Source organism: Pantoea sp. NGS-ED-1003, from assembly GCF_000738765.1.
GTDB classification, from domain to species: Bacteria; Pseudomonadota; Gammaproteobacteria; order Enterobacterales; family Enterobacteriaceae; genus Pantoea; species Pantoea septica.
Map to the genome: position 1 here is coordinate 64,939 of NZ_JPQA01000005.1, position 24,795 is coordinate 89,733.

25 protein-coding genes are annotated in these 24,795 nt (G+C 58.5%); 13 read left to right on the plus strand and 12 right to left on the minus strand.

Annotation, left to right across the window (positions count from 1 at the left end):
• Positions 1-432: a flagellar export chaperone FlgN gene (flgN, locus tag JS46_RS11235; RefSeq protein WP_033750995.1), complete on the plus strand. Its 432-nt coding sequence runs from the start codon at positions 1-3 to the stop codon at positions 430-432.
• Between the two features lie 34 nt (positions 433-466).
• Here the strand turns inward: flgN and murJ are convergent, their stop codons facing one another.
• The 4 genes from murJ to rimJ all read right to left on the minus strand — a co-directional run bounded on the left by murJ (position 467) and on the right by rimJ (position 4,281).
• The gene (gene murJ, locus JS46_RS11240; protein ID WP_033750998.1) at positions 467-2,005 is read right to left on the minus strand and encodes a murein biosynthesis integral membrane protein MurJ; all 1,539 of its coding nucleotides are present in this window, start codon (positions 2,003-2,005) and stop codon (positions 467-469) included.
• A 120-nt stretch (positions 2,006-2,125) separates the two neighbouring features.
• Positions 2,126-3,046 (minus strand): Gfo/Idh/MocA family protein, encoded by a 921-nt coding sequence (locus tag JS46_RS11245; protein WP_033751001.1) that lies wholly within the window; start codon positions 3,044-3,046, stop codon positions 2,126-2,128.
• Position 3,047: 1 nt separating this feature from the next.
• Complete coding sequence (locus JS46_RS11250; protein ID WP_033751005.1) at positions 3,048-3,677, minus strand: YceH family protein; 630 nt, start codon at positions 3,675-3,677, stop codon at positions 3,048-3,050.
• Positions 3,678-3,690: 13 nt separating this feature from the next.
• Positions 3,691-4,281 carry a ribosomal protein S5-alanine N-acetyltransferase gene (gene rimJ / locus JS46_RS11255; RefSeq protein WP_033751007.1) on the minus strand — a complete coding sequence of 197 codons (591 nt, stop codon included), beginning with the start codon at positions 4,279-4,281 and terminating at the stop codon, positions 3,691-3,693.
• A 242-nt stretch (positions 4,282-4,523) separates the two neighbouring features.
• Between rimJ and grxB the strand changes: the two genes are divergently transcribed.
• The 5 genes from grxB to JS46_RS11280 all read left to right on the plus strand — a co-directional run bounded on the left by grxB (position 4,524) and on the right by JS46_RS11280 (position 7,968).
• Positions 4,524-5,171, plus strand: coding sequence for a glutaredoxin 2 (grxB, locus tag JS46_RS11260; RefSeq protein ID WP_033751008.1), 648 nt, complete (start codon positions 4,524-4,526; stop codon positions 5,169-5,171).
• Between the two features lie 110 nt (positions 5,172-5,281).
• On the plus strand, positions 5,282-5,845 hold the full coding sequence (locus tag JS46_RS11265; RefSeq protein ID WP_033751916.1) for a lipoprotein: 564 nt from the start codon (positions 5,282-5,284) through the stop codon (positions 5,843-5,845).
• 346 nt (positions 5,846-6,191) lie between these two features.
• Complete coding sequence (gene pyrC, locus JS46_RS11270; RefSeq protein WP_033751011.1) at positions 6,192-7,238, plus strand: dihydroorotase; 1,047 nt, start codon at positions 6,192-6,194, stop codon at positions 7,236-7,238.
• Positions 7,239-7,307: 69 nt separating this feature from the next.
• The gene (dinI, locus tag JS46_RS11275) at positions 7,308-7,553 is read left to right on the plus strand and encodes a DNA damage-inducible protein I (protein ID WP_033751014.1); all 246 of its coding nucleotides are present in this window, start codon (positions 7,308-7,310) and stop codon (positions 7,551-7,553) included.
• A 145-nt stretch (positions 7,554-7,698) separates the two neighbouring features.
• Positions 7,699-7,968 carry a hypothetical protein gene (locus JS46_RS11280; RefSeq protein WP_033751017.1) on the plus strand — a complete coding sequence of 90 codons (270 nt, stop codon included), beginning with the start codon at positions 7,699-7,701 and terminating at the stop codon, positions 7,966-7,968.
• 2 nt (positions 7,969-7,970) lie between these two features.
• Here the strand turns inward: JS46_RS11280 and JS46_RS11285 are convergent, their stop codons facing one another.
• On the minus strand, positions 7,971-8,156 hold the full coding sequence (locus tag JS46_RS11285; RefSeq protein WP_152560699.1) for a hypothetical protein: 186 nt from the start codon (positions 8,154-8,156) through the stop codon (positions 7,971-7,973).
• Between the two features lie 33 nt (positions 8,157-8,189).
• On the opposite strand from JS46_RS11285, the gene bssS reads away from it, so the two are divergent.
• Positions 8,190-8,447, plus strand: a complete 258-nt coding sequence (gene bssS / locus JS46_RS11290) for a biofilm formation regulator BssS (protein ID WP_033751022.1) — start codon at positions 8,190-8,192, stop codon at positions 8,445-8,447.
• Between the two features lie 97 nt (positions 8,448-8,544).
• Positions 8,545-9,663, plus strand: a complete 1,119-nt coding sequence (solA, locus tag JS46_RS11295) for an N-methyl-L-tryptophan oxidase (RefSeq protein ID WP_033751025.1) — start codon at positions 8,545-8,547, stop codon at positions 9,661-9,663.
• A 42-nt stretch (positions 9,664-9,705) separates the two neighbouring features.
• On the opposite strand, the gene JS46_RS11300 is transcribed toward solA, so the two are convergent.
• Positions 9,706-10,755, minus strand: a complete 1,050-nt coding sequence (locus JS46_RS11300; protein WP_033751028.1) for a rhodanese-related sulfurtransferase — start codon at positions 10,753-10,755, stop codon at positions 9,706-9,708.
• 240 nt (positions 10,756-10,995) lie between these two features.
• Between JS46_RS11300 and JS46_RS11305 the strand changes: the two genes are divergently transcribed.
• The 3 genes from JS46_RS11305 (at position 10,996) to JS46_RS11315 (ending at position 13,257) form a co-directional block, all read left to right on the plus strand.
• Positions 10,996-11,919, plus strand: coding sequence for a Kdo(2)-lipid IV(A) acyltransferase (locus JS46_RS11305; protein WP_033751032.1), 924 nt, complete (start codon positions 10,996-10,998; stop codon positions 11,917-11,919).
• Positions 11,920-12,480: 561 nt separating this feature from the next.
• Positions 12,481-12,747 (plus strand): hypothetical protein, encoded by a 267-nt coding sequence (locus JS46_RS11310; RefSeq protein WP_033751035.1) that lies wholly within the window; start codon positions 12,481-12,483, stop codon positions 12,745-12,747.
• A 111-nt stretch (positions 12,748-12,858) separates the two neighbouring features.
• Positions 12,859-13,257, plus strand: a complete 399-nt coding sequence (locus JS46_RS11315) for a MysB family protein (protein WP_033751038.1) — start codon at positions 12,859-12,861, stop codon at positions 13,255-13,257.
• Here JS46_RS11315 and JS46_RS11320 read toward each other — a convergent pair whose 3' ends face one another.
• From JS46_RS11320 to JS46_RS11330, 3 genes are all read right to left on the minus strand, one after another.
• On the minus strand, positions 13,258-13,473 hold the full coding sequence (locus JS46_RS11320; RefSeq protein WP_096073890.1) for a YceK/YidQ family lipoprotein: 216 nt from the start codon (positions 13,471-13,473) through the stop codon (positions 13,258-13,260). It lies immediately after the preceding gene.
• A 167-nt stretch (positions 13,474-13,640) separates the two neighbouring features.
• Positions 13,641-16,196 carry a glucans biosynthesis glucosyltransferase MdoH gene (mdoH, locus tag JS46_RS11325; protein ID WP_033751043.1) on the minus strand — a complete coding sequence of 852 codons (2,556 nt, stop codon included), beginning with the start codon at positions 16,194-16,196 and terminating at the stop codon, positions 13,641-13,643.
• On the minus strand, positions 16,189-17,727 hold the full coding sequence (locus tag JS46_RS11330) for a glucan biosynthesis protein G (protein WP_193390109.1): 1,539 nt from the start codon (positions 17,725-17,727) through the stop codon (positions 16,189-16,191). The genes mdoH and JS46_RS11330 overlap by 8 nt, the downstream gene beginning before the upstream one ends.
• A gap of 269 nt (positions 17,728-17,996) precedes the next feature.
• Between JS46_RS11330 and mdoC the strand changes: the two genes are divergently transcribed.
• A complete protein-coding gene (mdoC, locus tag JS46_RS11335) occupies positions 17,997-19,121 on the plus strand; it encodes a glucans biosynthesis protein MdoC (RefSeq protein WP_033751047.1) in 1,125 nt (374 codons plus the stop codon).
• Between the two features lie 43 nt (positions 19,122-19,164).
• Here the strand turns inward: mdoC and JS46_RS11340 are convergent, their stop codons facing one another.
• Positions 19,165-20,625, minus strand: a complete 1,461-nt coding sequence (locus tag JS46_RS11340; protein WP_033751050.1) for a phospholipase D family protein — start codon at positions 20,623-20,625, stop codon at positions 19,165-19,167.
• Positions 20,626-20,773: 148 nt separating this feature from the next.
• On the opposite strand from JS46_RS11340, the gene JS46_RS11345 reads away from it, so the two are divergent.
• A complete protein-coding gene (locus JS46_RS11345; protein WP_033751053.1) occupies positions 20,774-21,931 on the plus strand; it encodes a hypothetical protein in 1,158 nt (385 codons plus the stop codon).
• Here the strand turns inward: JS46_RS11345 and JS46_RS24455 are convergent.
• Together JS46_RS24455 and JS46_RS11350 are read right to left on the minus strand one after the other, a co-directional pair.
• Positions 21,919-22,092: a hypothetical protein gene (locus JS46_RS24455; protein WP_187143625.1), complete on the minus strand. Its 174-nt coding sequence runs from the start codon at positions 22,090-22,092 to the stop codon at positions 21,919-21,921. The two genes, JS46_RS11345 and JS46_RS24455, sit on opposite strands and share 13 nt — an antisense overlap.
• Before the next feature lie 314 nt (positions 22,093-22,406).
• On the minus strand, positions 22,407-24,617 hold the full coding sequence (locus tag JS46_RS11350) for a TonB-dependent siderophore receptor (protein WP_033751056.1): 2,211 nt from the start codon (positions 24,615-24,617) through the stop codon (positions 22,407-22,409).
• Between the last annotated feature and the right edge of the window lie 178 nt (positions 24,618-24,795).

Genomic DNA, 24,795 nt, shown 5'->3' on the forward strand with positions numbered 1-24,795 from the left:
ATGAGCAACCTGTTGACCACATTAGATAAGATGCAGGAAGTGCTTTCCTCGCTGTCGAACGTTCTCGAAGAGGAACAGCACCAACTGGCCGCAGGCAGGATTAACAATAATCTGCTGCAGCGCATTACCGAAGATAAAGGCGCGCTGCTGGCGACGCTAAGCTATCTTGACGAGATGCGTCGCAGTACCGAGCGACAGCTCGGCACCCAGGCGCCTTATGCTGGTCACAGTGATATGACGCGCCGCTGGCAGAGTATCGGCCTGATGACGCGTCGCTTAAACGACGCTAATACCCATAACGGTCTGCTGCTCAATCAGCAGATCCGCTTTACCGAAGAGGCGCTGACCGTGCTTAAGCCGCATCAGACGCAGGCGTTTTACGGCCCGGACGGGCTGGGTAAAGGTCAGGCGACGCTAAGCCGGAAGGCATAAAAAAATCCCGCCCTCAGAGCGGGATTTTGCTGTTTTACGCGTGCGCCCGGCGCGCATAGTCGCGCAGCCGGAAGCCGAGCAGCCCCAGCGTCAGGAAGTAGGCGCCGCCGCCCACCGCGCAGACCGCCGCCAGACGTAGCAGACGCCAGACCATCGCGCCCTCTTCCCACGCCGGCATCCAGTAAAGCATGCCCACCAGCGCCGCCGCCATCACGATTACCGCGATCACCAGACGCAGCAGAAAGCTCGCCCAGCCCGGCTGCGGTTGAAAAATCTTCTTCTTACGCAGCTGCCAGTAGAGCAGCGCGGCGTTAAGACAGGCTGCCAGACCGATAGAGAGCGACAGGCCAGCATGCTTCAGCGGGCCGATAAAGGCCAGGTTCATCAGCTGCGTCATCACCAGGGTAATCATGGCGATTTTCACCGGCGTCTTGATGTCCTGACGCGAGTAGAACCCGGGCGCCAGCACCTTTACCACGATCAGCCCCATTAGCCCCACCGAATAGGCAATCAGCGCGCGCTGCGTCATCAGGGCGTCGAAGGCGGTGAACTTGCCGTACTGAAACAGCGCGACGGTAAGCGGACCGGAGAGAATGCCCAGCGCCACCGCGCTCGGCAGCGCCAGCAAAAAGCAGAGGCGCAGGCCCCAGTCCATCAGGCGAGAATATTCGTCGTGATTGCCGCTGGAAAAGCTCTTCGCCAGCGACGGCAGCAAAATGGTGCCGAGCGCCACGCCCAGCACGCCCGACGGGAACTCCATCAGGCGATCGGCGTAATACATCCAGGAAACCGAGCCGGAGACGAGAAACGAGGCGAAAATAGTATTGATGATCAGCGAAATCTGACTGACGGAAACGCCGAGGATCGCCGGTCCCATCTGCCGCATCACGCGCCAGACGCCCGCATCCTTCAGGTTAATGCGCGGCAGCACCAGCATGCCGATCTTCTTCAGGTGCGGCAGCTGGTAGAAAAGCTGCAGCACGCCGCCCGCGACCACCGCCCACGCCAGCGCCATCACCGGCGGATGGAAGTGCGGCGCGGCGAAGAGCGCAAAGCCAATCATGCTGATATTCAGCAGCGTGGGCGCGAAGGCGGGAACGGAAAAGCGGTTCCAGGTATTGAGGATCGCGCCCGCCAGCGAGGCCAGCGAAATCAGCAAAATATAGGGAAAGGTGACGCGCAGCAGCGCGCTGGTAAGCGCGAACTTATCGGCGGTATCGGCAAAACCGGGGGCGGTGACCAGAATCACCCAAGGCGCGGCGAACATCCCCGCAATGGTCACCAGCGCCAGCGCCAGCGTCAGCAGGCCGGAGACGTAGGCGATAAAGAGCCGCGTCGCCTCTTCGCCCTGCTTGCTTTTATACTCGGCGAGGATCGGCACGAACGCCTGCGAAAAGGCGCCTTCGGCGAAAATACGCCGCAGCAGGTTAGGCAGCTTAAAGGCGACGAAAAAGGCGTCCGTGGCCATCCCGGCGCCGAACACCCGCGCCACAATGGCGTCACGGGCAAAACCCAATACGCGGGAAAACAGGGTCATGGAACTGACCGCTGCCAGCGATTTTAAAAGATTCATAATTGGCGCGCGTCCTGAAAAGAGTCGGCAAAATGAGCTACTTAGCGCGGGCGCCCAGCGGCGCCCGGCGATAGTCTACTGCCACGGCGGGAAATGACCAGCGCGGAGTGTTACAAGGCGTTATTCCTTCTCCGCCTCGCGCCACATTTTTTCCACCACGCGCTGCGCCAGCAGCGCCTGTTCGCCGCCCGTCTCAGGCATCGTCTGATTTTGCACGCACTGGATAAAATGGTGCGCCGCGCCGCTGAAGCCGCGCTGAGTCAGATGGCTTTGCCAGGCGGGCGGCGGATCGATACGCACGCCGTCGCCGCGCTCCTCCTGCCAGTCGCGCATCTCCAGCACGTCGATGCAGCGGCCGTCGCCGACCAGGCTGGCGCGCTCGCGCTGGCTGCCCGCGCGGCGATGCATGCTGGTGGCGATCTGCACAGCGCCGGCGGCGAAGTGGTGCTCGGCATAGAGCATTTCGCCACGCTCGTTGGTGTGGATGTAACCATGACGCTGAACGGCGCGATCGCCCGCCAGCCAGAGCGCGGTATCCACCACGTGCAGATAGTCGTCAAGCAGCGTAAAGCGCAGATCGTTCGGTCCGACGCTGTCGCTGCGGTGTTTCTCCACGCGCAGGCTGGCGGCCTGCGGCATCGCCAGCCGCAGCTGCTGATAGCGCGGTGCAAAGCGGCGGTTAAAGCCTACCATCAGTTTGCGTCCGCGCTTTTCCGCCAGCGCCACCAGCGCCTCGGCCTGACTAAAATTATCGGCCAGCGGCTTATCCACCAGCACATCTTTTCCCGCCAGCAGCAGCGCTTTGACAATCTCGTAGTGGGTGACGGTACTGGTGTGAACGAACACCGCGTCGCAGGCGTCCGCCAGCGCGTTCAGCGAGGAGAAACAGGTCATGCGGTAGCTGTCGCACACCGTCTGCGCCTTCTGCTGATTCGGCGAGAAGCCGCCGACCAGCGTCCAGCTTTCCGCCTGTGCCAGCACCGGCAGCCAGGCTTTCTGCGCAATCGAACCCAGTCCGACAACGCCAATTCGCAGTTTCATCTCAGCCTCCTTTATGCAGCAGCGTTTGCACCAGCGCCTGTAAGGCGGCGAGCGACTGCTCAAGCACGGCGACGCGCGCGCTGAGATCGCCGTTATCTTCCTGCGGCGTTTCCGCCTGGCTGACGGACTGCTCGTCGCCGAACAGATGCAGATAGCGGCTTTCGCGTTTGCCCGGCTCGCGCGGCAGGCGCGTCACCATCTCGCGCTCGGTTAAGCCAGCCAGCACGCTTTCCACTTCCTCAACGTCGGCAAACTCGTGCAGTCTGCCGCTGCGCGTGCGCAGCTCGCCCGGCGTCTGCGCGCCGCGCAGGAACAGCAGCGTCAGAATCGCCACCTCGGCGCTGCTGAGCTGCAGGTTGCCGAAGGTCGAATTGCAGAAGCGCTGCTCATATTTCGCCACGCGCTGGCCGAAGCCGCTGTTGGCGGTCGCCAGATGCTTTTTGGTCAGCCGATCCAGCTCCTCCTGCACTTCGCTTTCGGTCAGGTTCATCACCGGCTCGCGGTTCGACTTCTGATTACAGGCGGTCACCACCGCATTCAGCGACAGCGGATACTGCTCCGGCGTGGTGACCTGCTTCTCCAGCAGGCAACCCAATACACGCAACGCCAGCGGCGAAAGCGCCATTTTCATTCCGATCTCCTTATTAGCCACGCCGGTCCGGCGTCCACTCCTGACGAGTCAGCGCGGTCAACACATGATCCTGCCAGCGGCCGTCGATTAACAGATAGTCTTTCGCATAACCCTCTTTTTCAAAACCGAGACGCGCCAGCAGCGCGCCGCTGCGCTGATTATGCGGCATATAGTTCGCCATAATACGGTGGATATTCTGCTGGCGCTGCATATAGCGGATAGCGGCCTGCAGCGCCTCGAACATCAGCCCCTGTCCCTGCCACTTTTCGCCCAGCGAATAGCCGAGGTAGCAGGCGTGGAACGAGCCGCGCAGCACGTTGCTGAAGTTGGCGACGCCGCGCACTTCGGACTCTTCGGGATCCATCAGAATAAAATAGTAGGCGGAGCCGCTTTTATGCATATCGGTGATCAGGCCCAGACGCGCCTGCCAGCCGGAGGGATAACAGTGGCTCTCGTCGCGCACCGGCTCCCAGGGTTTTAAGAAGGCGCGGTTTTCGGCGTAGTAATCCGCCAGTCGCCAGGCGTCGCGCTCGTGAACCAGACGCACCACCAGCCGGTCGGTGGTCAATCGCACCCTGGGCGCGGCAGAACGATAGCCAAACATCATGACTCCTGAAATCTGAGGCTTAAGGAAAGCGGTGCCAACAACATTGCTTTCACTATAACCGCCGCCCCTGCTGCGGTAAAATATTCGTTAACGGCCGGCGTGAAACGCCTTGATTTTATTTTGCAAATCCCGGCCTGCTCGCTGCATTGGTTTGCCCTCGCCCGGAATCTCTTCCATACTTCCGACACGTCCTCAATCAGGGTGACGCCCGTCGCCCTGACTAGCCAAAGGAGACCGGGATGAAACTCTACATCTACGACCACTGCCCCTTTTGCGTCAAAGCGCGCATGATTTTCGGCCTGAAAAACCTGCCGGTAGAGCTCATCGTGATGCTAAACGACGATGAAGCGACGCCGAAAAAGCTGGTGGGCCAGAAGGTGGCGCCCATCCTGCAAAAAGATGACGGCAGCGCGATGCCGGAAAGCCTCGATATCGTGCGTTTTATCGATAAAAGCGACCGGGAGCCGCTGCTGAACGGCAAAATCAATCCGGCGATCGGCGACTGGCTGCGCAGCGTCAACGGCTACGTTAATAAGCTGCTGTTGCCGCGCATCGCAGAGGCCGCCTTCGCCGAATTCGCCACGCCGGAGGCGCGCGACTATTTCCGCCAGAAGAAAGAGGCGGCGATCGGCGATTTCGCCGAGCTGAAGAGCCATGCGCCCGGTCTGATCAAAAAGATCGGCGACGATCTGCGCCAGCTCGATAAGCTGATCGTCAAACCGAACGCGGTCAACGGCGAGCTGTCGGAAGATGATATCCACCTCTTTCCGCTGCTGCGCTCGCTGACGCTGGTGGCCGGCATCGACTGGCCGAGCCGCGTGGCAGACTATCGCGACAATATGGCGAAGCAGACGCAGGTCAACCTGCTCTCCTCTATCGCCTTCTGACGCAATTCGATGAGAGGCGCGCCGGCGTTTCTCATCGCCTTCTTAATGACACCTCATCCGCATTCAGGCACCCTATGCGCTGCATTAGCATCAATCTGGATGAGGACACAATGAAGAAGGCATTTCTGGGGCTGACGGCCCTGTTTTTCGCCGTGCTGGTTAGCGGCTGTAATCAGCTTACGCAATACACCATCAGCGAGCAGGAAGTGAATCAGGCGCTGGCGAAGCACAACAATTATGAGAAGGATATCGGCGTCGCCGGCCTGGTGAACGCCCATATTCTGCTGACCGACCTCAACAGCCAGATTGGCCGCGAGGAGCCGGACCGCGTCACGCTGACCGGCAAGGCGAAAATCAACGTTACTTCGCTGTTTGGCCCGCAGGAAGCGGATATGCAGCTGAAGATGAAGGCGCAGCCGGTATTCGACGCGCAGCAGGGCGCCGTCTATCTGCGCGATCTGGAGATCGTCGACGCGCAGGTGCAGCCGGAGAAGATGGCCGCGGTGATGAAAAGCCTGACCCCTTATCTGAATCAGTCGCTAAAAAGCTACTTCAATCAGAAGCCGGCCTATGTATTGAGCGTCGATCGCAGCAAAGGCGAGGCGCTGGCGAAGAAATTCGCTAAGGGCCTTCAGGTCGAGCCTGGCCAGCTGGTAATTCCGTTTACGCAGTGACAAGGTGCAGGCGTGGGTGACATGGCCCGATCGCAAAGACGCAAAAGCGCCATCCCTGGCGGCTCGGCCCGCGTGCTACGCACCTCATCCCTGAGGTGCGCCCGTTAACGGGCCAACGCGCTGCGTTGTTCAAAAACGCTCCCGGCGTTTTTGTCCCTTGCGCGGGACGCTTTGCTCTTCGGTCCATGTCACCCGCGCTGTAAGCTCATCTGCGGTCTGGCGCCGTGCCCGCTGTTCTTTTCCCCCTCCCTGCAAGAAAAGAAGTGCAAACGGTTGCCCGACACCTTATGCTTTGTACCCGGCCAAAACGCGCCTCTACGTTTCCTGACTAGCCGGAGCTTCACTGATGACTGCACACCCTCAGCAACTTACTATCCGCCGCCCTGACGACTGGCATATTCACCTGCGCGACGACGCGATGCTGAATACGGTCCTGCCCTATACCAGCGCGGTTAACGGACGTGCCATCGTGATGCCCAATCTGGTGCCGCCGGTCACCAGCGTCGCTGCCGCCGTCGCCTACCGCGACCGCATCCTGGCCGCGCTGCCAGCGGAACATCGCTTCACCCCGCTGATGACCTGCTACCTTACCGACTCGCTCGATCCCAATGAGATTGAACAGGGCTTCAACGCGGGCGTGTTTACCGCTGCGAAACTCTACCCGGCGCATGCCACCACCAACTCCAGCCACGGCGTCACCAATATCGCCGCCATCAGCAGCGTGCTGGAGCGCATGCAGAAGATCGGCATGCCGCTGCTGATTCACGGCGAAGTGACCCACGCCGACATCGATATTTTCGATCGCGAGGCGCGCTTTATCGACAGCGTAATGGAGCCGCTGCGCAAAACATACCCGGAACTCAAAGTCGTCTTCGAGCACATCACGACGCGCGAAGCCGCGCAGTACGTCGAGGCGGGCAATGACAAGCTGGGCGCCACCATTACGCCGCAGCATCTGATGTTCAACCGCAACCATATGCTGGTGGGCGGCGTGCGGCCGCACCTCTACTGCCTGCCGATCCTCAAGCGCAACGTGCATCAGGAAGCGCTGCGCAAGGTGGTCGCCAGCGGCCATCCGCGCTTCTTCCTCGGTACCGACACCGCGCCGCACCTGCGTCATCTCAAAGAGGCGAGCTGCGGCTGCGCGGGCGTTTTCAACGCGCCGACGTCGCTGCCCGCCTACGCCACCGTTTTCGAAGAGCTGAACGCCCTGGCGCAGCTGGAAGCCTTCTGCTCGGAGAACGGCCCGCGCTTTTACGGCCTGCCGCTGAACGAAGGAACCGTGACGCTGGTGCGCGAACCCTGGAAAGTCGAAGAGAGCATCAGCATGGGCGAGCACGCGCTGGTGCCCTTCCTCGCCGGCGAAACCCTGAACTGGCGCGTGAAACTCTGATCTGCGCTTTCGCTTGCCTCTGGACCGAATATACTGTAAATATATACAGCATCTAATCCGGAGGCTGCTATGCGTGTTGAAATTACCGTTGCCAAAACGTCCCCGCTTCCGTCCGGCGCAATGGAAGCGCTGACGGCAGAACTTTCCCGCCGTATCGATGAAGAATTTCCCGACGGCCAGAACCACGTCAAAGTGCGCTATGCCACCGCGAACCAGCTCAGCGTGCTGGGCGGCGGCAAAGAGACGCGCGATCGAATCAGCGATATTTTACAGGAAACCTGGGAAAGCGCTGACGACTGGTTCATTACCGATTAACCGCCACTGCGCAGTTTTTGCCGGGTGTCGCCATCCGGCTTTTTTATCACTCTCCCCCCTCGCCAGAACTTTTTCCTGCATCTAGACTCTGATCGATCAATCGCCTATTCTTGCGCTCGTTATGCTTAACAGGAGGTGAGATGAAATGATGACAGAAAACCCGGAAGAGGCCATGACCTTCGGTGAACTGCTGGCGCTAATCGCCGATCAGCAACGTCGCCTGACGGTGCTGGAAAGCGCCTTCTCCAGCCTTACCCTCTGCCTCGACGAGCGCGCCGCCCAGCTGCTGGTGCATCATCTGACGCTTGAGGCGCAAAATCAGAATCACGACGAACCTCTGCAGCAGCACTTCGCCCGTCTGGCGCTGACGCTGCAAAAGCCTCACAGCGTTCAGCCGGCTGACCCTCTGGCCTGATTTTAACCGGTGCGCGAGCGCGTAAAAAAACTGCCTGATGCGTCAGGCATTTTATTTTTTTTAATCGCTTTTTTAACGCCGAATATTTCGCTCACTTTTTGTTCGCCGCACATTTTAATCGGATAGAACGCTTTTTCTGTTATAATTGTCTCGCTATCGGATAAAAAAGCCGCATTGAACCTCATCATGCACTTCGTTTAACGAGTAATAAGGAGGTTATAATGGACAGTAATCATAAAGACGTTATTCAGACTCACCCGCTGGTGGGCTGGGATATCAGTACCGTAGACAGCTACGACGCTATGATGATCCGTTTGCATTCGCTCTCCTCGCAGGATCAAAAAGAAGAAGAAGCAGACGTCGGACCGACCTACTGGCTGACAACAGACGTGGCAAGGCAATTTATTTCTATTCTTGAAGCTGGCATTGCCAAGATCGAATCGGCCGAGCAAATGGAGCGTTACCAGTCCAAACATTAGTCTCCGCCAGATGAACGGGCACCCTCAGGGGTGCCTTTTTCATTTCTGATTCTGGTATGCTGCTGGGCGTGTTACGGCTTTCAGGAGTTATTCTTCAATGATTTATGATCTGATTGTGGTGGGCAGCGGGTCCGTTGGCGCCGCCGCGGGCTTTTACGCCACCCAGGCGGGCCTGTCGGTGCTGATGATCGATTCCAGCCATCCACCCCATACCCAGGGCGCGCATCACGGCGAAACGCGGCTGATCCGTCACGCATACGGCGAAGGCGAACGCTATGTTCCGCTGGTGCTGCGCGCGCAGACCCTCTGGGACCAGCTGGAACAGCAGGCCGGCGAACGCATCATGCACCGTAGCGGCATTATTAACCTCGCGCCCATTCACTCTGAATTCATTCGCAACGTTATCGACAGCGCGCAGGCCTGGAAGCTGGACGTAGAGCTGTTGCAGGCGGAAGAGGTGCGCCAGCGCTGGCCGCAGATCAGCGTGCCGGACGGCTATATCGGCGTTTTCGAACCGCAGTCGGGCTACCTGAAGTGCGAGCAGGCGGTACGCAGCTGGATCGCCCTTGCCGAGAAGGCGGGCTGCGCGCAGCTGTTTAACTGCGGCGTGTCGCAAATTGGCCGCGACGGCGACCTGCAGCAGGTGGTAACGGCAGACGGCACCTTCCGCGCGCGCAAGATGCTAATCAGCGCCGGTACCTGGGTCGGCAAGCTGGTGCCGGATTTACCGCTTAAGCCGACGCGCAAAGTGTTCGCCTGGTATCAGGCCGACGGCCGCTACAGCGAAAACAATAAATTTCCCGGCTTTACGGTAGAGATGGAAAACGGCAGCCACTTTTACGGCTTTCCGGCGGATAACAACGCGCTGAAGGTGGGACGTCACGACGGCGGCCAGCCGATGAGCCAGCCGGAAGATCGCAAACCCTTCGGCAGCTTTGCCGAAGACGGCAGCGACGCCTTTGCGTTTCTGCGTAAATTTCTGCCTGGCGTGGGGGTCTGTCTGCACGGCGAAGCCTGCAGCTATGACATCAGTCCGGATGAAGACTTTATTATCGATACTCTGCCGGACGAGCCGAATCGTCTGATTATCACCGGCCTGAGCGGACATGGATTCAAGTTCGCCAGCGTGCTGGGGGAGCTGGCGACGGAGTTCGCGCTCGATAAACCCTTTTCGTTTGATCTCACGCCCTTCTCGCTCGCTCGCTTTACCCGCTGAAGCGATAAAAAAGCCTGACGCACGCGCGTCAGGCTCAAGCCGTTACTCTTTCTCCGGCATCGGGATAGCCATAGTCAGACGACCGCGCGACTTATTGAAAATCTTATTGCCGTTTTCACGACCGGCGCGGCGCGCGCGCTGCTCTTCCGGCGACAGCTGCGACTCTTCCATACAGAGCGGGCTGCAGCAGTTGTGGAACTTCTCGGCGCAGCTCGGGCACTGAATAAACAGCAGATGACAGCCGTCGTTAACGCAGTTGGTGTGCGTATCGCACGGCGCGCCGCACTGATGGCACTGTGACAGCACATCATCGGAGATGCGCTCGCCCATGCGCTCGTCGAAGACAAAGTTTTTACCCTTAAAGCGCACCGGCAAACCCTGCTCGCGCGCGCGGCGCGCGTACTCAATAATGCCGCCTTCGATATGGTAAACGTCGTCGAAACCGTTATGACGCATCCAGGCGCTCGCTTTCTCGCAGCGAATGCCGCCGGTGCAGTACATCACGATCTTTTTATCTTTCTGCTCCTGCAGCATCTCAACCGCCATCGGCAGCTGATCGCGGAAGGTGTCGGCCGGGATCTCCATCGCATTATCGAAACGGCCCACTTCATATTCGTAGTGGTTGCGCATATCGACGAACACCGCGTCGGGATCGTCCAGCATCGCGTTGACTTCCGCCGCTTTCAGATAGGTGCCGACGTCGCTGGCGTCGAAGCTTTCATCTTCAATGCCGTCCGCCACGATGCGGTCGCGCACCTTCAGGCGCAGCACCCAGAAAGATTTGCCGTCGTCGTCGAGCGCGATATTCATGCGCAGATTGTTCAGCGCCGGATCGAAGCCATACAGATACTCTTTCATCTTCTCATAGAGGCTGGCGGGGACGCTGATCTGCGCGTTGATCCCCTCTTTTGCCACGTAGACGCGGCCAAAGACCTTGAGTTCAGTCAGGCCAAGATAGAGCGCGTCACGAAAGGCTTTGGGATCGGCGATGTGAAAATATTTGTAGAACGAGACGGTCGTGCGCGGTTCGGTCTCCGCCAGCATGCGCGCCTTCAGCTCTTTATTGTTAACAAGGTTATGTAACACTGGCATGGTGTTCGTTCCTGTTTGGGATAAAAAATTGCGCGGCACATGATACAGCAATGGGCCAGGATGCAAAGAAAATTGATCTGGATCGCTTTTTATTCCCCCTTCAGGCGGGTTTCTTTTCAGCTGGCCCCATACGCAATCGCCCTGCGTTTATTTCAGCGCAGAAGAAAAGCTGGCACAATAGGGGAAAATCAACGAGATATTGGCGCCATCAGGCGCATTACGCAGGATAAGCTTTTTCATATGACTCAACTGCCGCAATTTTCCCGAGAACTCCTCCATCCCCGTTACTGGCTGACCTGGCTGGGCATTGCCTTTCTTTATCTGCTGGTGCTGCTGCCCTACCCGCTGCTCTATATGCTGGGCTGCGGATTAGGGCGTATTGCGATACGCTTTCTGAAGCGCCGCGTCGCCATCGCCCGACGCAATCTGGAGCTCTGCTTTCCCGATATGCCGACCAGCGAACGTGAAGCGATGGTAAAGCATAACTTCGAGTCGGTAGGCATGGGGCTGATTGAAACCGGCATGGCGTGGTTCTGGCCCGACTGGCGCATCAAAAAGTGGTTCGATGTATCCGGCCTTGAGCATATACAAAAAGCGAAAGATGAGCAGCGCGGCGTGCTGCTCATCGGCATGCATTTCCTGACGCTGGAGCTGGGCGCGCGTATTTTCGGCATCTATAACCCCGGCATCGGCGTTTATCGCCCTAATGACAACAAGCTGATCGACTGGCTGCAGACCTGGGGCCGGATGCGCTCCAACAAAGGTATGCTCGACCGCAAAGATCTGAAAGGCATGATCCGCGCGCTGAAAAACGGCGATATTATCTGGTACGCGCCCGATCATGACTACGGCCCGCGCAGCAGCGTGTTCGTGCCTTTCTTCGCGGTAGAAAAAGCCGCCACCACCGTAGGCACCTATCTGCTGATCCGCAGCGGCAAGCCGCACGTTATTCCCTTCGTGCCGCGCCGCCTGCCGCACGGTCGCGGCTACCAGATGTTGATCCTGCCCGACGTCAGCGATCAGATCCCGCTCGACAGTGATGTCGCCACCGCCGCGCAGATGAATAAAGTGGTGGAAGAAGGCGTCCTGCTGGCGCCGGAGCAATATATGTGGCTGCACCGTCGCTTCAAAACGCGTCCCGAAGGTGAACCTTCACGCTACTGATCTCCTTCCGGCGGACGCGCTGTCGTCCGCCGGCCCTAAGCATCATCGTCGCTTACGCTTAAAACCTTGCGCTACATCACACAACTTGTTGTTTCATAATGAAAAAAGCTTTTATACATGCCAATAAGGTCCACTCTAAACTAAAGCAAGGCATATATTGATTTATCCCTTTTTTTAATTGTTCATGCGCGCTAAATTAATAGTGGCCAAAAGCAGGCATTATCCCGTAATATGGCTAATAAGCGGCTAAGAAATTAATGATTGCGATTTATCTTATTTGGATCTGATTTAAACCCACTCCAGGTCTTTTCCTATTTCTTCAATGATAACTCTTTGCCTTAGCTTATCTATCCAGTAAAATTAACTTATTTTACAAGGCATTGTCTGATTAGACCTGTTGCATATAAGCATTATGTCAATTAGATGGCTGTTTTATACTTTTATGGAATTTGAACAATTAGACACATATCGGTAATTTCGATCGTGACAGTTAATTATTTAACTGCCCTTCAAAAAATATAAAAAGATTACACACAGCGAATCTCTAGCAGGAACATAAAAATGAATAAAGGCATCTATTACTACGTGACAATCAGTACCGATCAGGATAATTACCATTATTTACACCGCAAAGAGTGTAAACGTATGCCGGATAAAGAGGACATCGTTTTTATCGGCACGTTATATAATTTGAATCAGGCGTTATCTATTGCGCGAATTAATTTTAAAAAAGTCAAACCCTGTATTAAATGCTGTATTCGCTATGCGGCGCCCGTTATGCGTGAAACGGTGCGACCGGTGCTGCACTTCCCGCAGAAGTCACTCTGATCGATGACGGCGGGAGGAGTTTCTCGCCCGCCGTCTCTTTTTCACCCTTTCCCCTGAAAAATTTCGTCTATCCTTCTCTGACATCCCGTTAATCAGGCAAGGAGAAGAGTAATGAGCATGTTCAGCACCTTAGAAGAAGCCATCGAGGCTGCGCGTGAAGAATTTCTCGCCGATCATCCCGACATTGAAGAAGAGGATGCCAGCATCAGTCAGTTTGGCCTGCAGAAGTATGTGATGCAGGATGGCGATATTATGTGGCAGGCAGAGTTCTTTGAAGAGGAAGGCGAGAGCGGCGAATGCCTGCCGATCCGCAGCGGCGAGGCGGCGCAGGCGATATTTGACGGCGATTTCGACGAAGTCGAGCTGCGCCAGGAGTGGTTAGCCGAAAATACGCTGCACGAGTGGGACGAGGGCGAGTTTCAGCTTGAGCCGCCGATCGACAGCGAAGAAGGCGAAGCGGCGGCGCAGGAATGGGAAGATGACAACAGCGAGTCCGATCGCCTGCTCTGATTATTCATAGGGCCCGTGGTGGGCATCAACCGGCAGCAGCATGGTGTCCACCACCAGCGACAGCGGCAGATCGAGAATGGTCAGCACGCGCCATGGACCGTCGCGCACATCCCACTGCACGCCAGGATAGTATTGATTGCCGTGTCCCTGGCCGGGCACGGCGCGACTAATAATACTGCCGCATCCGCTTAATATCAGCGCCATCAGCGCGATCATCACTGTTTTCAGCAAACTTTTCACTCGCGATACTCATTTCAGCCAGCGGCTAGTGTAGATAATGGCGCAGCTATTTTGTCGCCTGCTTACGCTATCAAAACGTAATAATAGCGTTAAATTGCGCGCATAAAAAAAGCGGCATCGCTGCCGCTTTAGGTTGGCGAATATTAACCCGCCTGAGATGGTAGCGCCAGCGGATTGAGCGCCAGCTTCTGATAGCTCTCTACCCACTGATGATACTTATCGCCGTTCTCCCACAGGCGTGAGTGAACGCGCGCCAGCACCACCGGATCGCTGATCAGCTGCAGACGCTGTTCGCGGTTCAGCTTCTCGGGCGCATCGCTCAGCGCCTGATCGACGCGGCGGTCGCGCGCGTAATCAAGCAGCTGGCTCTGGCGGTGACGCGAGGTCGCCAGCGCGGTCGCCAGCGCGTTAAACGCCGGGTGGAACAGCGCATGCATAAAGCCGTGCTTCAGGGCGCGGTCGCGGTTGAGCTGCAGGTAGCGGTCGGTGTCCACCAGCTCTTTCGGCGGCTCATACTCTTCCGGGATCAAGAACAGCTTCGCGCGCTTGCTCTTCAGTCCGACCGTCGCGCGGCTCGACATCACCGACACGAACGGCGACAGGATCAGCGAGAAGACGATCGGCGCCAGCCACCAGAGGAAGTTGAGATCCAGCACGCCCATGCCTACTGCCCAGACGATGCCGAGCAGCATCTGCGATCCGTGACGACGGAAAGCTTCGCTCCACGGCGTAGCGTCATCGTCGCGCTGCGGCGAGTTCCACACCACTTCCCAGCCCAGGAAGGCGCTGACCACGAACACGGTATGGAACAGCATACGCACCGGCGCCAGCAGCACGGAGAAGAGCATCTCCAGCAGCAGCGAAATAAACAGACGGAACGCGCCGCCGTAAGGTTTCGCGCCTTTGAACCAGATCAGCACCACGCTGAGCAGCTTCGGCAGGAACAGCAGCACCAGCGTCGTCGAGAAGAGCGCGATCGCCAGCTCAGGACGCCACTGCGGCCAGACCGGGAAGAGCTGCCTCGGCTGCAGGAAGTATTGCGGCTCCATCAGCGTATGCACCACCTGCAGCGCGGTGGAGAGCGCCAGGAACATAAACCACAGCGGCGCCGAGAGATAAGACATGACGCCGGTCAGGAACACCGCGCGGTGCACTGGGTGCATCCCTTTCACCAGGAACAGGCGGAAGTTCATCAGGTTGCCGTGACACCAGCGACGGTCGCGCTTCAGCTCGTCCAGCAGGTTCGGCGGCAGCTCCTCATAGGAACCCGGCAGGTCATAAGCGATCCAGACACCCCAGCCGGCGCGGCGCATCAGCGCCGCTTCGACGAAGTCGTGCGACAGGATCGAGCCGGCGAAAGAGCCCTCGCCCGGCAGCGGCGCCAGCGCGCAGTGCTCGATAAAGGGCTTCACGCGGATAATGGCGTTATGCCCCCAGTAGTGCGACTCGCCAAGCTGCCAGAAGTGCAAACCGGCGGTAAAGAGCGGACCGTAAACGCGCGTGGCGAACTGCTGGCAGCGCGCGTAGAGCGTATCCATGCCCGACGCCTTCGGCGACGACTGGATGATACCGGCGTTAGGGTTCGCTTCCATCATGCGCACCAGGCCGGTAAGACATTCACCGCTCATCACGCTGTCCGCGTCCAGCACCACCATATAGCTGTAGTTGCTGCCCCAGCGACGGCAGAAGTCGTCGATGTTGCCGCTCTTACGCTTCACGCGGCGACGGCGACGGCGGTAGAAAATTTTGCCGGCCCCGCCCACGTCGCGCACCAGCTCCATCCAGGCCTTCTGCTCCGCAATGGCGATATCAGGATCGTAGCTGTCGCTTAGCACGTAGACGTCGAAGTGCTCTGCGTTGCCGGTACGCGCGACCGATTCCCAGGTGGCGCGCAGGCCCGCGAAGACGCGTTCCACGTCCTCGTTGCAGATCGGCATAATCAGCGCGGTGCGATGTTCAGGATTAAGCGGCTCGTCGCCCACCGTCGAGTAGGAGATGCTGTACTTATCGCGGCCGATCAGCAGCTGCAGGAAGCCCATCAGCGCGGTCCAGAAGCCCGCCGACACCCAGCAGAACAGAATGGCAAAGAGGAACAAAATGCCGGTCTGCAACACATAGGGCAGGATCTGCATCACCGACTGTTGCCAGTTCTGATTCAGCATCTCCATCGGATCGAGCAGCGTCCAGCCCTGATAGGGCAGGATGGTTTTCATGTACCAGGTGGCGATGACGGTCTGAAACAGGGTAAGGATCAGCAGCACATAGCGGCGAATGGAGCCGACGTGACGCCACTTCTCCTCGGCGCGCTGCTCTTCCGCATTGGCGTAGCGATGCGTCAGCTTTTCGCCGCGCAGCGAGCTCCAGGCACGCACCAGCGGGTTGGTCCGCCAGGCTTCCGGGAACATCAGCGAGCGTTTAACCTTCGGCATCGCCTTCAGCGTGGTGCGATCGAGATAATCTTTGCCGAACTGCTCGCCGTCGGCCAGCGAATCCGGCCACGCCATTTTGACGCGGGCCGAGACCGACTTAAGCGGCGCATCGTCAGGACGATCGCTGGCGGCGACATCCTGGCCAAGCGTATCGTGAATGAAGTGAAACGCCTCGGCGTGCTGCAGCGAGGCGCTTAACCGGGCCTTCCCTGCCGCATCCAGCGGCAGGGCTTCCACGTAGTTTTTAGGAATAAATGTCGGATTATTCATTGGCAGGTAACTGATAGCTCCAGGTTTCCGTCAATGTCTTGTCGCCGCTAACCAGCGCGGCGCGCATTTCGGTAGGCTGTTTGTTATCTTTGACGCGCAGACGCAGCACCAGACGCCAGCCTTTAGTGACCGGGTTATAGCGTACGCTCTGCTCAACCACTTCGCCGTTTTCGCCCACGCTGACCTGCGGCGCGACCTGGCTGTTATCCGGCATCTGGCTCATCGCTTTACCAACGAAGTCGATGGTGAAGGCGATAGAACCGTCAGGCTGACGCACCAGATTAGACTGCTTCACGTCGCCCGCCGAACGCAGCGTATTTTTCACCCAGGCGGTATCGTCGGAGTGAAGCTGGCTCTCGTCGCGCGTAAAGTGCAGGCGGTAGTTGAAGTTCATCTCTTTGCCCGGATCCGGCAGATTCTCCGGCGTCCAGAAGGCGACGATATTGTCGTTGGTTTCGTCCGCAGTCGGGATCTCTACCAGCTCAACGCGGCCTTTACCCCAGTCGCCCAGCGGTTCAACCCAGCCGCTCGGACGCATATCGTAACGGTCGTCGAGATCCTGATAGCGGTTGAAGTCGCGGCTGCGCTGCAGCAAACCGAAGCCTTTCGGGCTTTCGATGGTGTAGGTGCTCACCGCCAGATGGCGCGGATTATTGAGCGGTCGCCAGATCCATTCGCCGTTGCCGCTGTGAATTGACAGGCCGTCGGAGTCATGCAGCTCGGGACGGAAGTTGGTCACCGGCGAAGGCTGGTTGGCGCCGAACAGGAACATACTGGTCAGCGGCGCAACGCCAAGCTTGCCGACTTTGTCGCGCAGATAGACTTTCGACTGTACGTCGACAGTGGTTTCTTTGCCCGGATGCACGGTAAAGCGATAGGCGCCCGTCGCGCGCGGCGAATCGAGCAGCGCATAGATCACCAGCTGCTTATCCTGCGGTTTAGGACGCTGGATCCAGAATTCCTTAAAGCGCGGGAACTCTTCCCCGGACGGCAGTGCCGTGTCGATCGCCAGACCGCGCGCGGACAGGCCATAAACCTGATCGGCGCCGATAACGCGGAAGTAGCTCGCGCCCAGGAAGCTGGTGATCTCATCATCTTTTTTATCGCGCGAGTTAAGCGGATAAAGCACTTTAAAACCGGCGAACCCTAAATTTTTCACCGAGTCGGCGTCGTGTTTAACGTTGCCGAAGTTGAAATAGTCAGGGCTGTATTTGATTTCGCGCGCCGCGTTGGCCGTCACTTCGTTGATTTTTACCGGCGTGTCGAAATACATGCCCTGGTGGTAAAACTCAAGCTTGAACGGCGTACGCAGTTTGCCCCAGTACGCTTTGTCGTGGTTAAACTGGATCTGCTGATAGTCAGCAAATTTCATTTCACGAAACTGAGAGGGTAAATTGCTCTTAGGCGCCTCAAAACTTTTCCCTGCCAGCGTTTTGGCTTCTTTTGCGACATCATCAAGGTTAAACGCCCAGCTATTATTGGCGTACAACGCCAGCAGAACTGCCGCGCCAAGCCAGCGCATCTTCATCAGTCCGCCTTTTTTTTCTACATTAATCAGCACATCCCCCCCTTTCGTGTGCTAAGTACAAACCCATTTATCTTAAAGGATTATTCGCTTTTCCGACAGCATATCCAAAAGAATGTTCCAGGGTTTTGTCAGGGCTACGCCTGCTTTTAGGACAATTAAACGTTCCAGAATCAACTGATAGTATACGCTGTTTACAGCAGGTAGAATTTCACTGCGGCATAAACCAGTTTCAGGGGGAAACTGGCCGAAACGTACTAACAAACTGGAACTTTATGAGTACAGTAAAACCTGAACGTGAATATTTCCTCGATTCGATTCGGGCGTATTTGATGTTGCTGGGGGTGCCGTTTCACGTTTCCCTCATCTATTCCACCCAAAAATGGGCCGTCAATAGTCAGGAAGCGTCGCTCTGGCTGACGGTGCTGAACGATTTTATTCACGCCTTCCGCATGCAGGTCTTTTTCGTTATCTCAGGCTACTTCTCCTATATGCTCTACCTGCGCTACGAAGCGAAGCGCTGGCTGAAAGTGCGCATGGAGCGCGTCGGCATTCCGCTGCTGACGGCCGTGCCGCTGATTACGCTGCCGCAGTTTTTTATGCTGCGCGCGCTGTCGGACAAGATGAGCAACTGGGATCAGCTGACGCTGTACGGCAAGTTCAATAACCTGATGTGGGAGCTGATTTCGCACCTCTGGTTCCTGGTGGTGCTGGTGATCCTTACCGCGCTCGGCATGCTGACCTTTAACTGGCTGCGCCGCCAGCATCGGCATATCGATTATAGCCGCATCGGCTGGGGCAAGGTGACGCTGGCGATCATGGGCTATGCGCTGCTGTGGGACGTTTTCCGTCGCGCGATCTTTACCTTTTTTCCGGCGCTGCTGATGGACGGCCTGTTCAGCATTATGGTGATGCAGACGCTGCTGTTTTTGCCCTTCTTTATGCTGGGAGCGCTGGCGTGGAAACACCCTGCCCTGAAGCAGCTGTTCGTGCGCTTTAATCCGGTGATGTGCTTCGGCGCGATTCTGGTTTTCATCGCCTATAGCCTTAATCAGCGCTACAGCAGCGGCGACGGCTGGCTCTATGAACTCGACGCGTTGATTACCACGCTGATGGGGCTCTGCATGCTCAACGTCTGCTTCAGCTTCGGCCACCGCATGCTTAACGCCCATTCGCCGCGCATTATGTATCTGGTGAACGCCTCGCTGTTTATCTACCTGGTACACCATCCGCTGACGCTGCTCTACGGCATTTTCATCACGCCGCAGATCGGCAACAACACGCTGGGCTTCTTTGTCGGGCTGGCGATGGTGTTCGGCGTGGCGTTTCTGCTCTATGAAATTCATCTGCGCATCCCGCTGCTGCGCTTTCTGTTTTCCGGCAAGCCGCAGAAAAAATAGCAAGACCACCGCGCGGACGCTTTGCCGCCCGCACGGTCGACGCCTATAGCAGCCACTCGATCGGCAGACGCCACACCAGCCGCACCAGCAGGCGCTGCACCCAGGTGCAGCGCGGCTCATGCTTATGCACAATCTCCTGCGCTTCCCCCGCATACTCGACCCAGTTGACGCGTCCCCACTTGTCGAGCCGCAGCGCCCAGGCGCGATCGCGCATTGCGGCGCTAAAGCGCTGATGAGTCTGCCGCGCCAGCGCTTCACTCTCAATCACCAGCCCCATTTCGGTATTCAGCACCGCCGAACGGGGATCGAAGTTGAATGAGCCGATAAACAGCGTCTCCTGATCGACGGTAAAGGTTTTGGCATGCAGGCTGGAGCCGGAGTTACCGGTGAGACCGCGGTCGTGCGGCGCGTCGGGCACGCCCGACTGCGGCTTCAGCTCATAGAGCTCGATGCCGCGCCGCAGCAGCTTTTTACGCCACTTGGCGTAGCCCGCATGCACCACCGACACGTCGTTGGCGGCGAGAGAGTTGGTCAGAATCGCGATTTTTACGCCGCGCCGTTTCAGCGCCAGCAGCTGGGCGACGCCGGCGCGCGTGGGAACGAAATAGGCGGAGATGATATCGAACTGCCGCTGCGGCACGCCGATCACCTCCAGCATGCGCTGCGGCAGCAGGCTCCTGCGCTTCGCCCGGCCCAGCCCCTTACGCGGATCGTCGCTCAGCAGACGCGCGCGCGCCCAGGTCATGCTCAGCGTGCCCTGCTCCAGCTGGCTGACGAAGTGCGAGCTTTCCAGCCGCGCCAGATAGCGCTGTACCGCCTCGCTGTCGCGCCAGTCGGGCGGCAGCGCCACCGCGCCGTCCTGATGCTCGCTCTCGTCCAGCACGCTCTTCAGCGGTGCCACCGGTTTGCTCTGCCAGTAGCGTTCGAAATCTTCCGAGACTTCTTCCACCACCGGGCCGATCGCCAGCACGTCAAGATCGGCGAACAGCGGTTCGCTGCCGGTGGCGAAATATTCATCGCCGACGTTACGCCCGCCAACAATGGTCGCCACGCCGTCCACGGTAAAGCTCTTGTTGTGCATGCGGCGATTCAGCCGGGCGAAATCGGAGAGATAGCCCAGCGCGCGCAGCGTGCGGAACGAGAACGGATTAAACAGCTTCACCGTGATATTGGGATGGCGATCGAGACGCGCCAGCGTATCGTCCAGGCCCGGCGTATTGTTGTCGTCCAGCAGCAGCCGCACCTTCACGCCGCGCCCGGCCGCCTCCAGCAGCGCGCTAAACAGCAGGCGTCCCGACATATCGTTCTGCCAGATGTAATACTGCACATCCAGCGTGCGCTCCGCTTTGCCCATCAGCAGATAGCGGGCCGCAAAAGCGTCGAGCCCGTCCGCCAGCGGATGAATGCCGCTCAGGCCGGGGTGGCGGGCACTGCGCGGGCCGATAATCTCCTCAAGCCAGCTGACGTCAGGCAGTTCGGTCAGCAGATTTAACGCTTCGGTCATTGGGGTTCCCTGAATAATCGACACGCTCTTATTATTTAACGCTTCGCCGGATATGGCTATACGCGCAGTCTGAGAGCAGCCAGACAGCGCCGTTTTTTCAGCTAGACTTAGCCAGACTATCACGACCGGCCAGTTACAGGAGCGGACCATGACGTCAGATTCATCCCTGCTTCAGCGCCACCATCCCCGGCTGTTTAAAAGTTTTTTTCAGGGCAGCTTCCCCTGCTCTACCGCCTGCCGCACCGCGGGCAAGCGGCTGGACATGGTGATCAGCAGCGGCCACGATATGCTGCTGGATAAAGATTACGCCGCGCTCGCGGCGCAGCGTCTGCATACGGCGCGCGACGGCGCACGCTGGTATCTGATTGAAAAAGAGCCGGACCGCTACGACTGGAGCAGCTTCCTGCCGATGGTGCAGGCGGCCAGACGCCATGAGATGGAGATTATCTGGGAACTGGCGCACTTCGGCTATCCCGATCATCTGAATATCTGGAAGGCGTCGTTTATCGAGCATTTCGCCCGTTTCGCCCGCGCTATGGCGCAGGTAATGCGCGATGAGGGCATCGAGCGCCCGTTTTTCACGCCCATTAACCAGATTTCATTCTGGTCATGGGCCGGAGCCGACGTCGCCTGGTTCAATCCCCACGTCGCCAATCGCGGCAGAGAGCTGAAGCGTCAGCTGGTGCGCGCCTCGCTGGCGGCGATCCACGCTATCCGCGAGGTCTATCCCGAAGCGCGTTTCATACTCACCGATCCGCTGGTGCAGATCGCCAGCGATCCCCATAATCCCGACAGCAAACCCTACGCCGACGTGCAGCATCAGGCGCAGTTTGAGGCCTGGGATATGCTGGCTGGACGCATCGACAGCGAGCTCGGCGGCAGCGAGGATTGCCTCGATATTCTCGGACTCAACTACTATCCCGACAATCACTGGTTCTTTCCCGGCGAGCCGATGTCGGCGACGCATCCGCTGCGCCAGCCGCTGCATCGCCTGCTGGCGCAGTGCTGGCAGCGCTACCAGCGCCCGCTGCTGCTGGCGGAAACCGGCGCGGAAGGCGAAGCGCGCGCCGCCTGGCTGCAGCATATCAGCGAAGAGGTGATGCTGGCGCTAGAACAGGGAGTGGGCCTGGAGGGCGTTTCCCTCTATCCGGTGGTGGAATATCCTGCCTGGGCTGACGATCGCCGTTCGCCGGGCGCGCTGTTCGGGCTGGGCGATCCCAACGGCAACCGCACGCTGCATGAGGGCCTGGCGCTGGTGTTGCGCAGTCAGCAGATTAAGTTTCAGACCAGATTTCAGGAGGGGTGAACGGGCGGTTTTTTCGGCGTGCAGCTCTGTACTTCAAGCGACGGATCGGCGGGATGGCGAACATCGGTGAGCCAGGTCATAGCAAAGAGAAATACTACGCCGATCAAGCAGGCGGCCAGCAGACCAATAATGGCGATCAGTTTGTCATCTCGCGATTCCATACTTTCTCCTTCTGAACCTCCCTGCCGCTTACGATTCTCTCTTTAACTCATCCAGAGCGTCACCAACAGGACGAAGATTATAAGCGTAACAGAGGTCACCGCAAGCACCACGATGGCGAAGTGCGCATCGTCCATGGTCTGGCGAAGGGGCTCATCTTGCGGATCGTGCGGCGACAGTGGAAGCATAGATTCTCAACGGAAATCGGTGGATCGCCGCAGGCTTGCGGCGGCGACCAGTGTAATAGAAACCGGGCCGCCCGCCAGCCTTTTCTTGTGCAAAAAAAGCGGGACGCGAAGCGCGTCCCGTTAGCGGATCAGAAGTCGTAGCTGACGCCGGCCTTCAGCGTGCGGCCGTCGCCGCGGAACAGGTAGGTGCCGGTATCGTCGACAGAGGACCAGTACTTCTCATTGGTCACGTTATCGAGGCCGACGCGCCACACCAGATCGTTTTCTTTCACCTTCATGCGGTAACGCATGCCCAGATCCAGCGTGGTATAGCTGTCGATCTTTTTGCTGTTGGCGGCGTCCGCCCACTGCGATCCGGTGCGCTGCAGCTGGGCCGTCGCCGTCAGGCCGTCAACCGGTCTGATGTCATACTCGCCGCCGAACACCAGGTTGTAGCGCGGCACGCCGATGGCATCCTTGCCGTTGTAGCTGCCGTTTTCGGTTTTGGTCATCTCTGGATCGATCCAGGTCGCGCTGCCGGTGAGACGCACGCCCAGCACCGGCTCGCCGAAGAGATTCAGCTCCACGCCGCGGTTGCGCTGCTCGCCGTCCAGGCCATAGCTGCCGTCGCCGTTAAGAATGCCCGACGGCTTCTTGATCTCGAACAGCGCCAGCGATCCGCCCACGCGCTGGAAATCGACCTTCACGCCCACCTCATTCTGTTTCGCATGGGCGATGCCGGTCGTGGTGCCGTAGTTGGTGGCGTTGTTCGGCGCCACCTCGCCCGGCTGCAGCGACTCGGTGTGGTTGGCATAAAGCGCCACCGACTCAAGCGGTTTATAGAGAATGCCGTAGGTCGGCATCCAGCGGCTGTCGGTGTAGCGGCTCGAGGTATCTTCGGCGCCGGTGGCGTTGCTGTAGTTGCGCACCACCACTTTCTGATGGCGCGCGCCTAAAGTCAGCTGCACGCTGTCGTTCAGCACGCCCAGCGTGTCGCTCAGCAGGTAGCCCTGGGTGCGGTTGCGGCCGGTGGTGAGCGGATCGCTGTAGTCGCCGCCGGTGAGGTTATTGGTCGGGTTCGGCACCTTGCCGGTGTGATAGATATTGGTCGACTCGGTGTTCGCGCCGTAGGCCATGCGCCACGCGGTGTTGTTGCGCGAGGTGTAGGCGGAATAGCCGACGTTGACCTTATGGCTGATAAAGCCGGTATCGAAGCGGCCGCGCAGCCCGGCCATGCCGCTGAAGTTGTTGATGATGCGATTGGTGTCAAGACGGCCGATTTGCGCGTTGCCGTCTGCATCGGTGAGCTTCGGCGACGCGTAGTCGCCCAGCTCGTGAGAGTGCTGCGCGCCCACCGCGCCGTAAAGCGTCCAGCTGTCGGTAACGTCATACTCGGCGCGCGCCATGCCGAACTCTGACTCGATATCGCTGTAGACCCAATCCTGGCTGTAGTTGTGGCTGTTTGACGGCAGCTTTGGAATAAAGTCGATGCCGCTGATGTTGACGCCGTTATCAGCATCGTGGAAGGTTTTTTTCTGATAGCCGACGTCCAGCGAGGTGCGCAGGCGATCGCCGCGGTAGTCCAGCCCGAGGGAGGCGGCAGTGGTGCGCTTCTGCTCGCCGTCGACGCCGGTTTCCCCTTCGCGATGCACCGCGTTCAGGCGCACGCCGAACTGGTTAGCATCGCCGAAACGGCGGCTGATATCGGTGGTCGTGCCGATCTGCTGCGCCGAGGTGTAATCGACGCCGACGCGCGTCAGCGGCAGATCCTCGGCATGTTTCGGCTCGAGGTTGATCATGCCGCCTACCCCGCTGCTGGCGGCGCCGTTAAGCAGGCCGTTGGCGCCTTTGAAGATCTCGACGCGATCGATCAGCGACGCGTCCATCACCTGGCGCGGCACCACGCCCGGCAGCCCGCCGAAGGTCATATCGTCGCCATCCAGCGTAAAGCCGCGGATGCGGTAGGTTTCAGCGAAGTTGCCGTAGCCCTGCAGGCTCTGCACGCCCGCGTCATTTTTCACCACGTCGGCGATGGTTTTCGCCTGCCGATCCTGGATCATCTTCGAGGTGAAGCCGATAACGTTGAACGGCACCTCCATGGCGCTCTGCTCGCCCAGCATGCCGAGACGGCCGCCATGGGCTACCTGGCCATCAAGATAAGCGGGCACCAGCTGGTCGCCACCGGGTTTGAAGTCGCTCTGCGGCGCGGCGGTGACGGTCAGGACCTGCTCGTCGCTACTGGCGGTTGAAGCGGAGTCACGGGTGTTGGTGGTAGCAGCCATCACTGGCAAACAACCGGCGCTGACCAGTAAGGCCAGCAGCGTCGGTTTAATTCCGGGAGAAGAAAGCGAACGGCGCATAGTCGATCCCTAATGCTAAAGTTACTGATAATCATTATTATTACGGTTTGCGATTATGCGCAGCCTTGCTTTTATTGCAAGCAAAATCTTGACAGGCGAAAGACAAGAGGCACATAAGTGATTTATGCTAAAAGGATTTTATGGAAAGCAGCAGGCTGAAAACGCGGCGGCCTGCTCC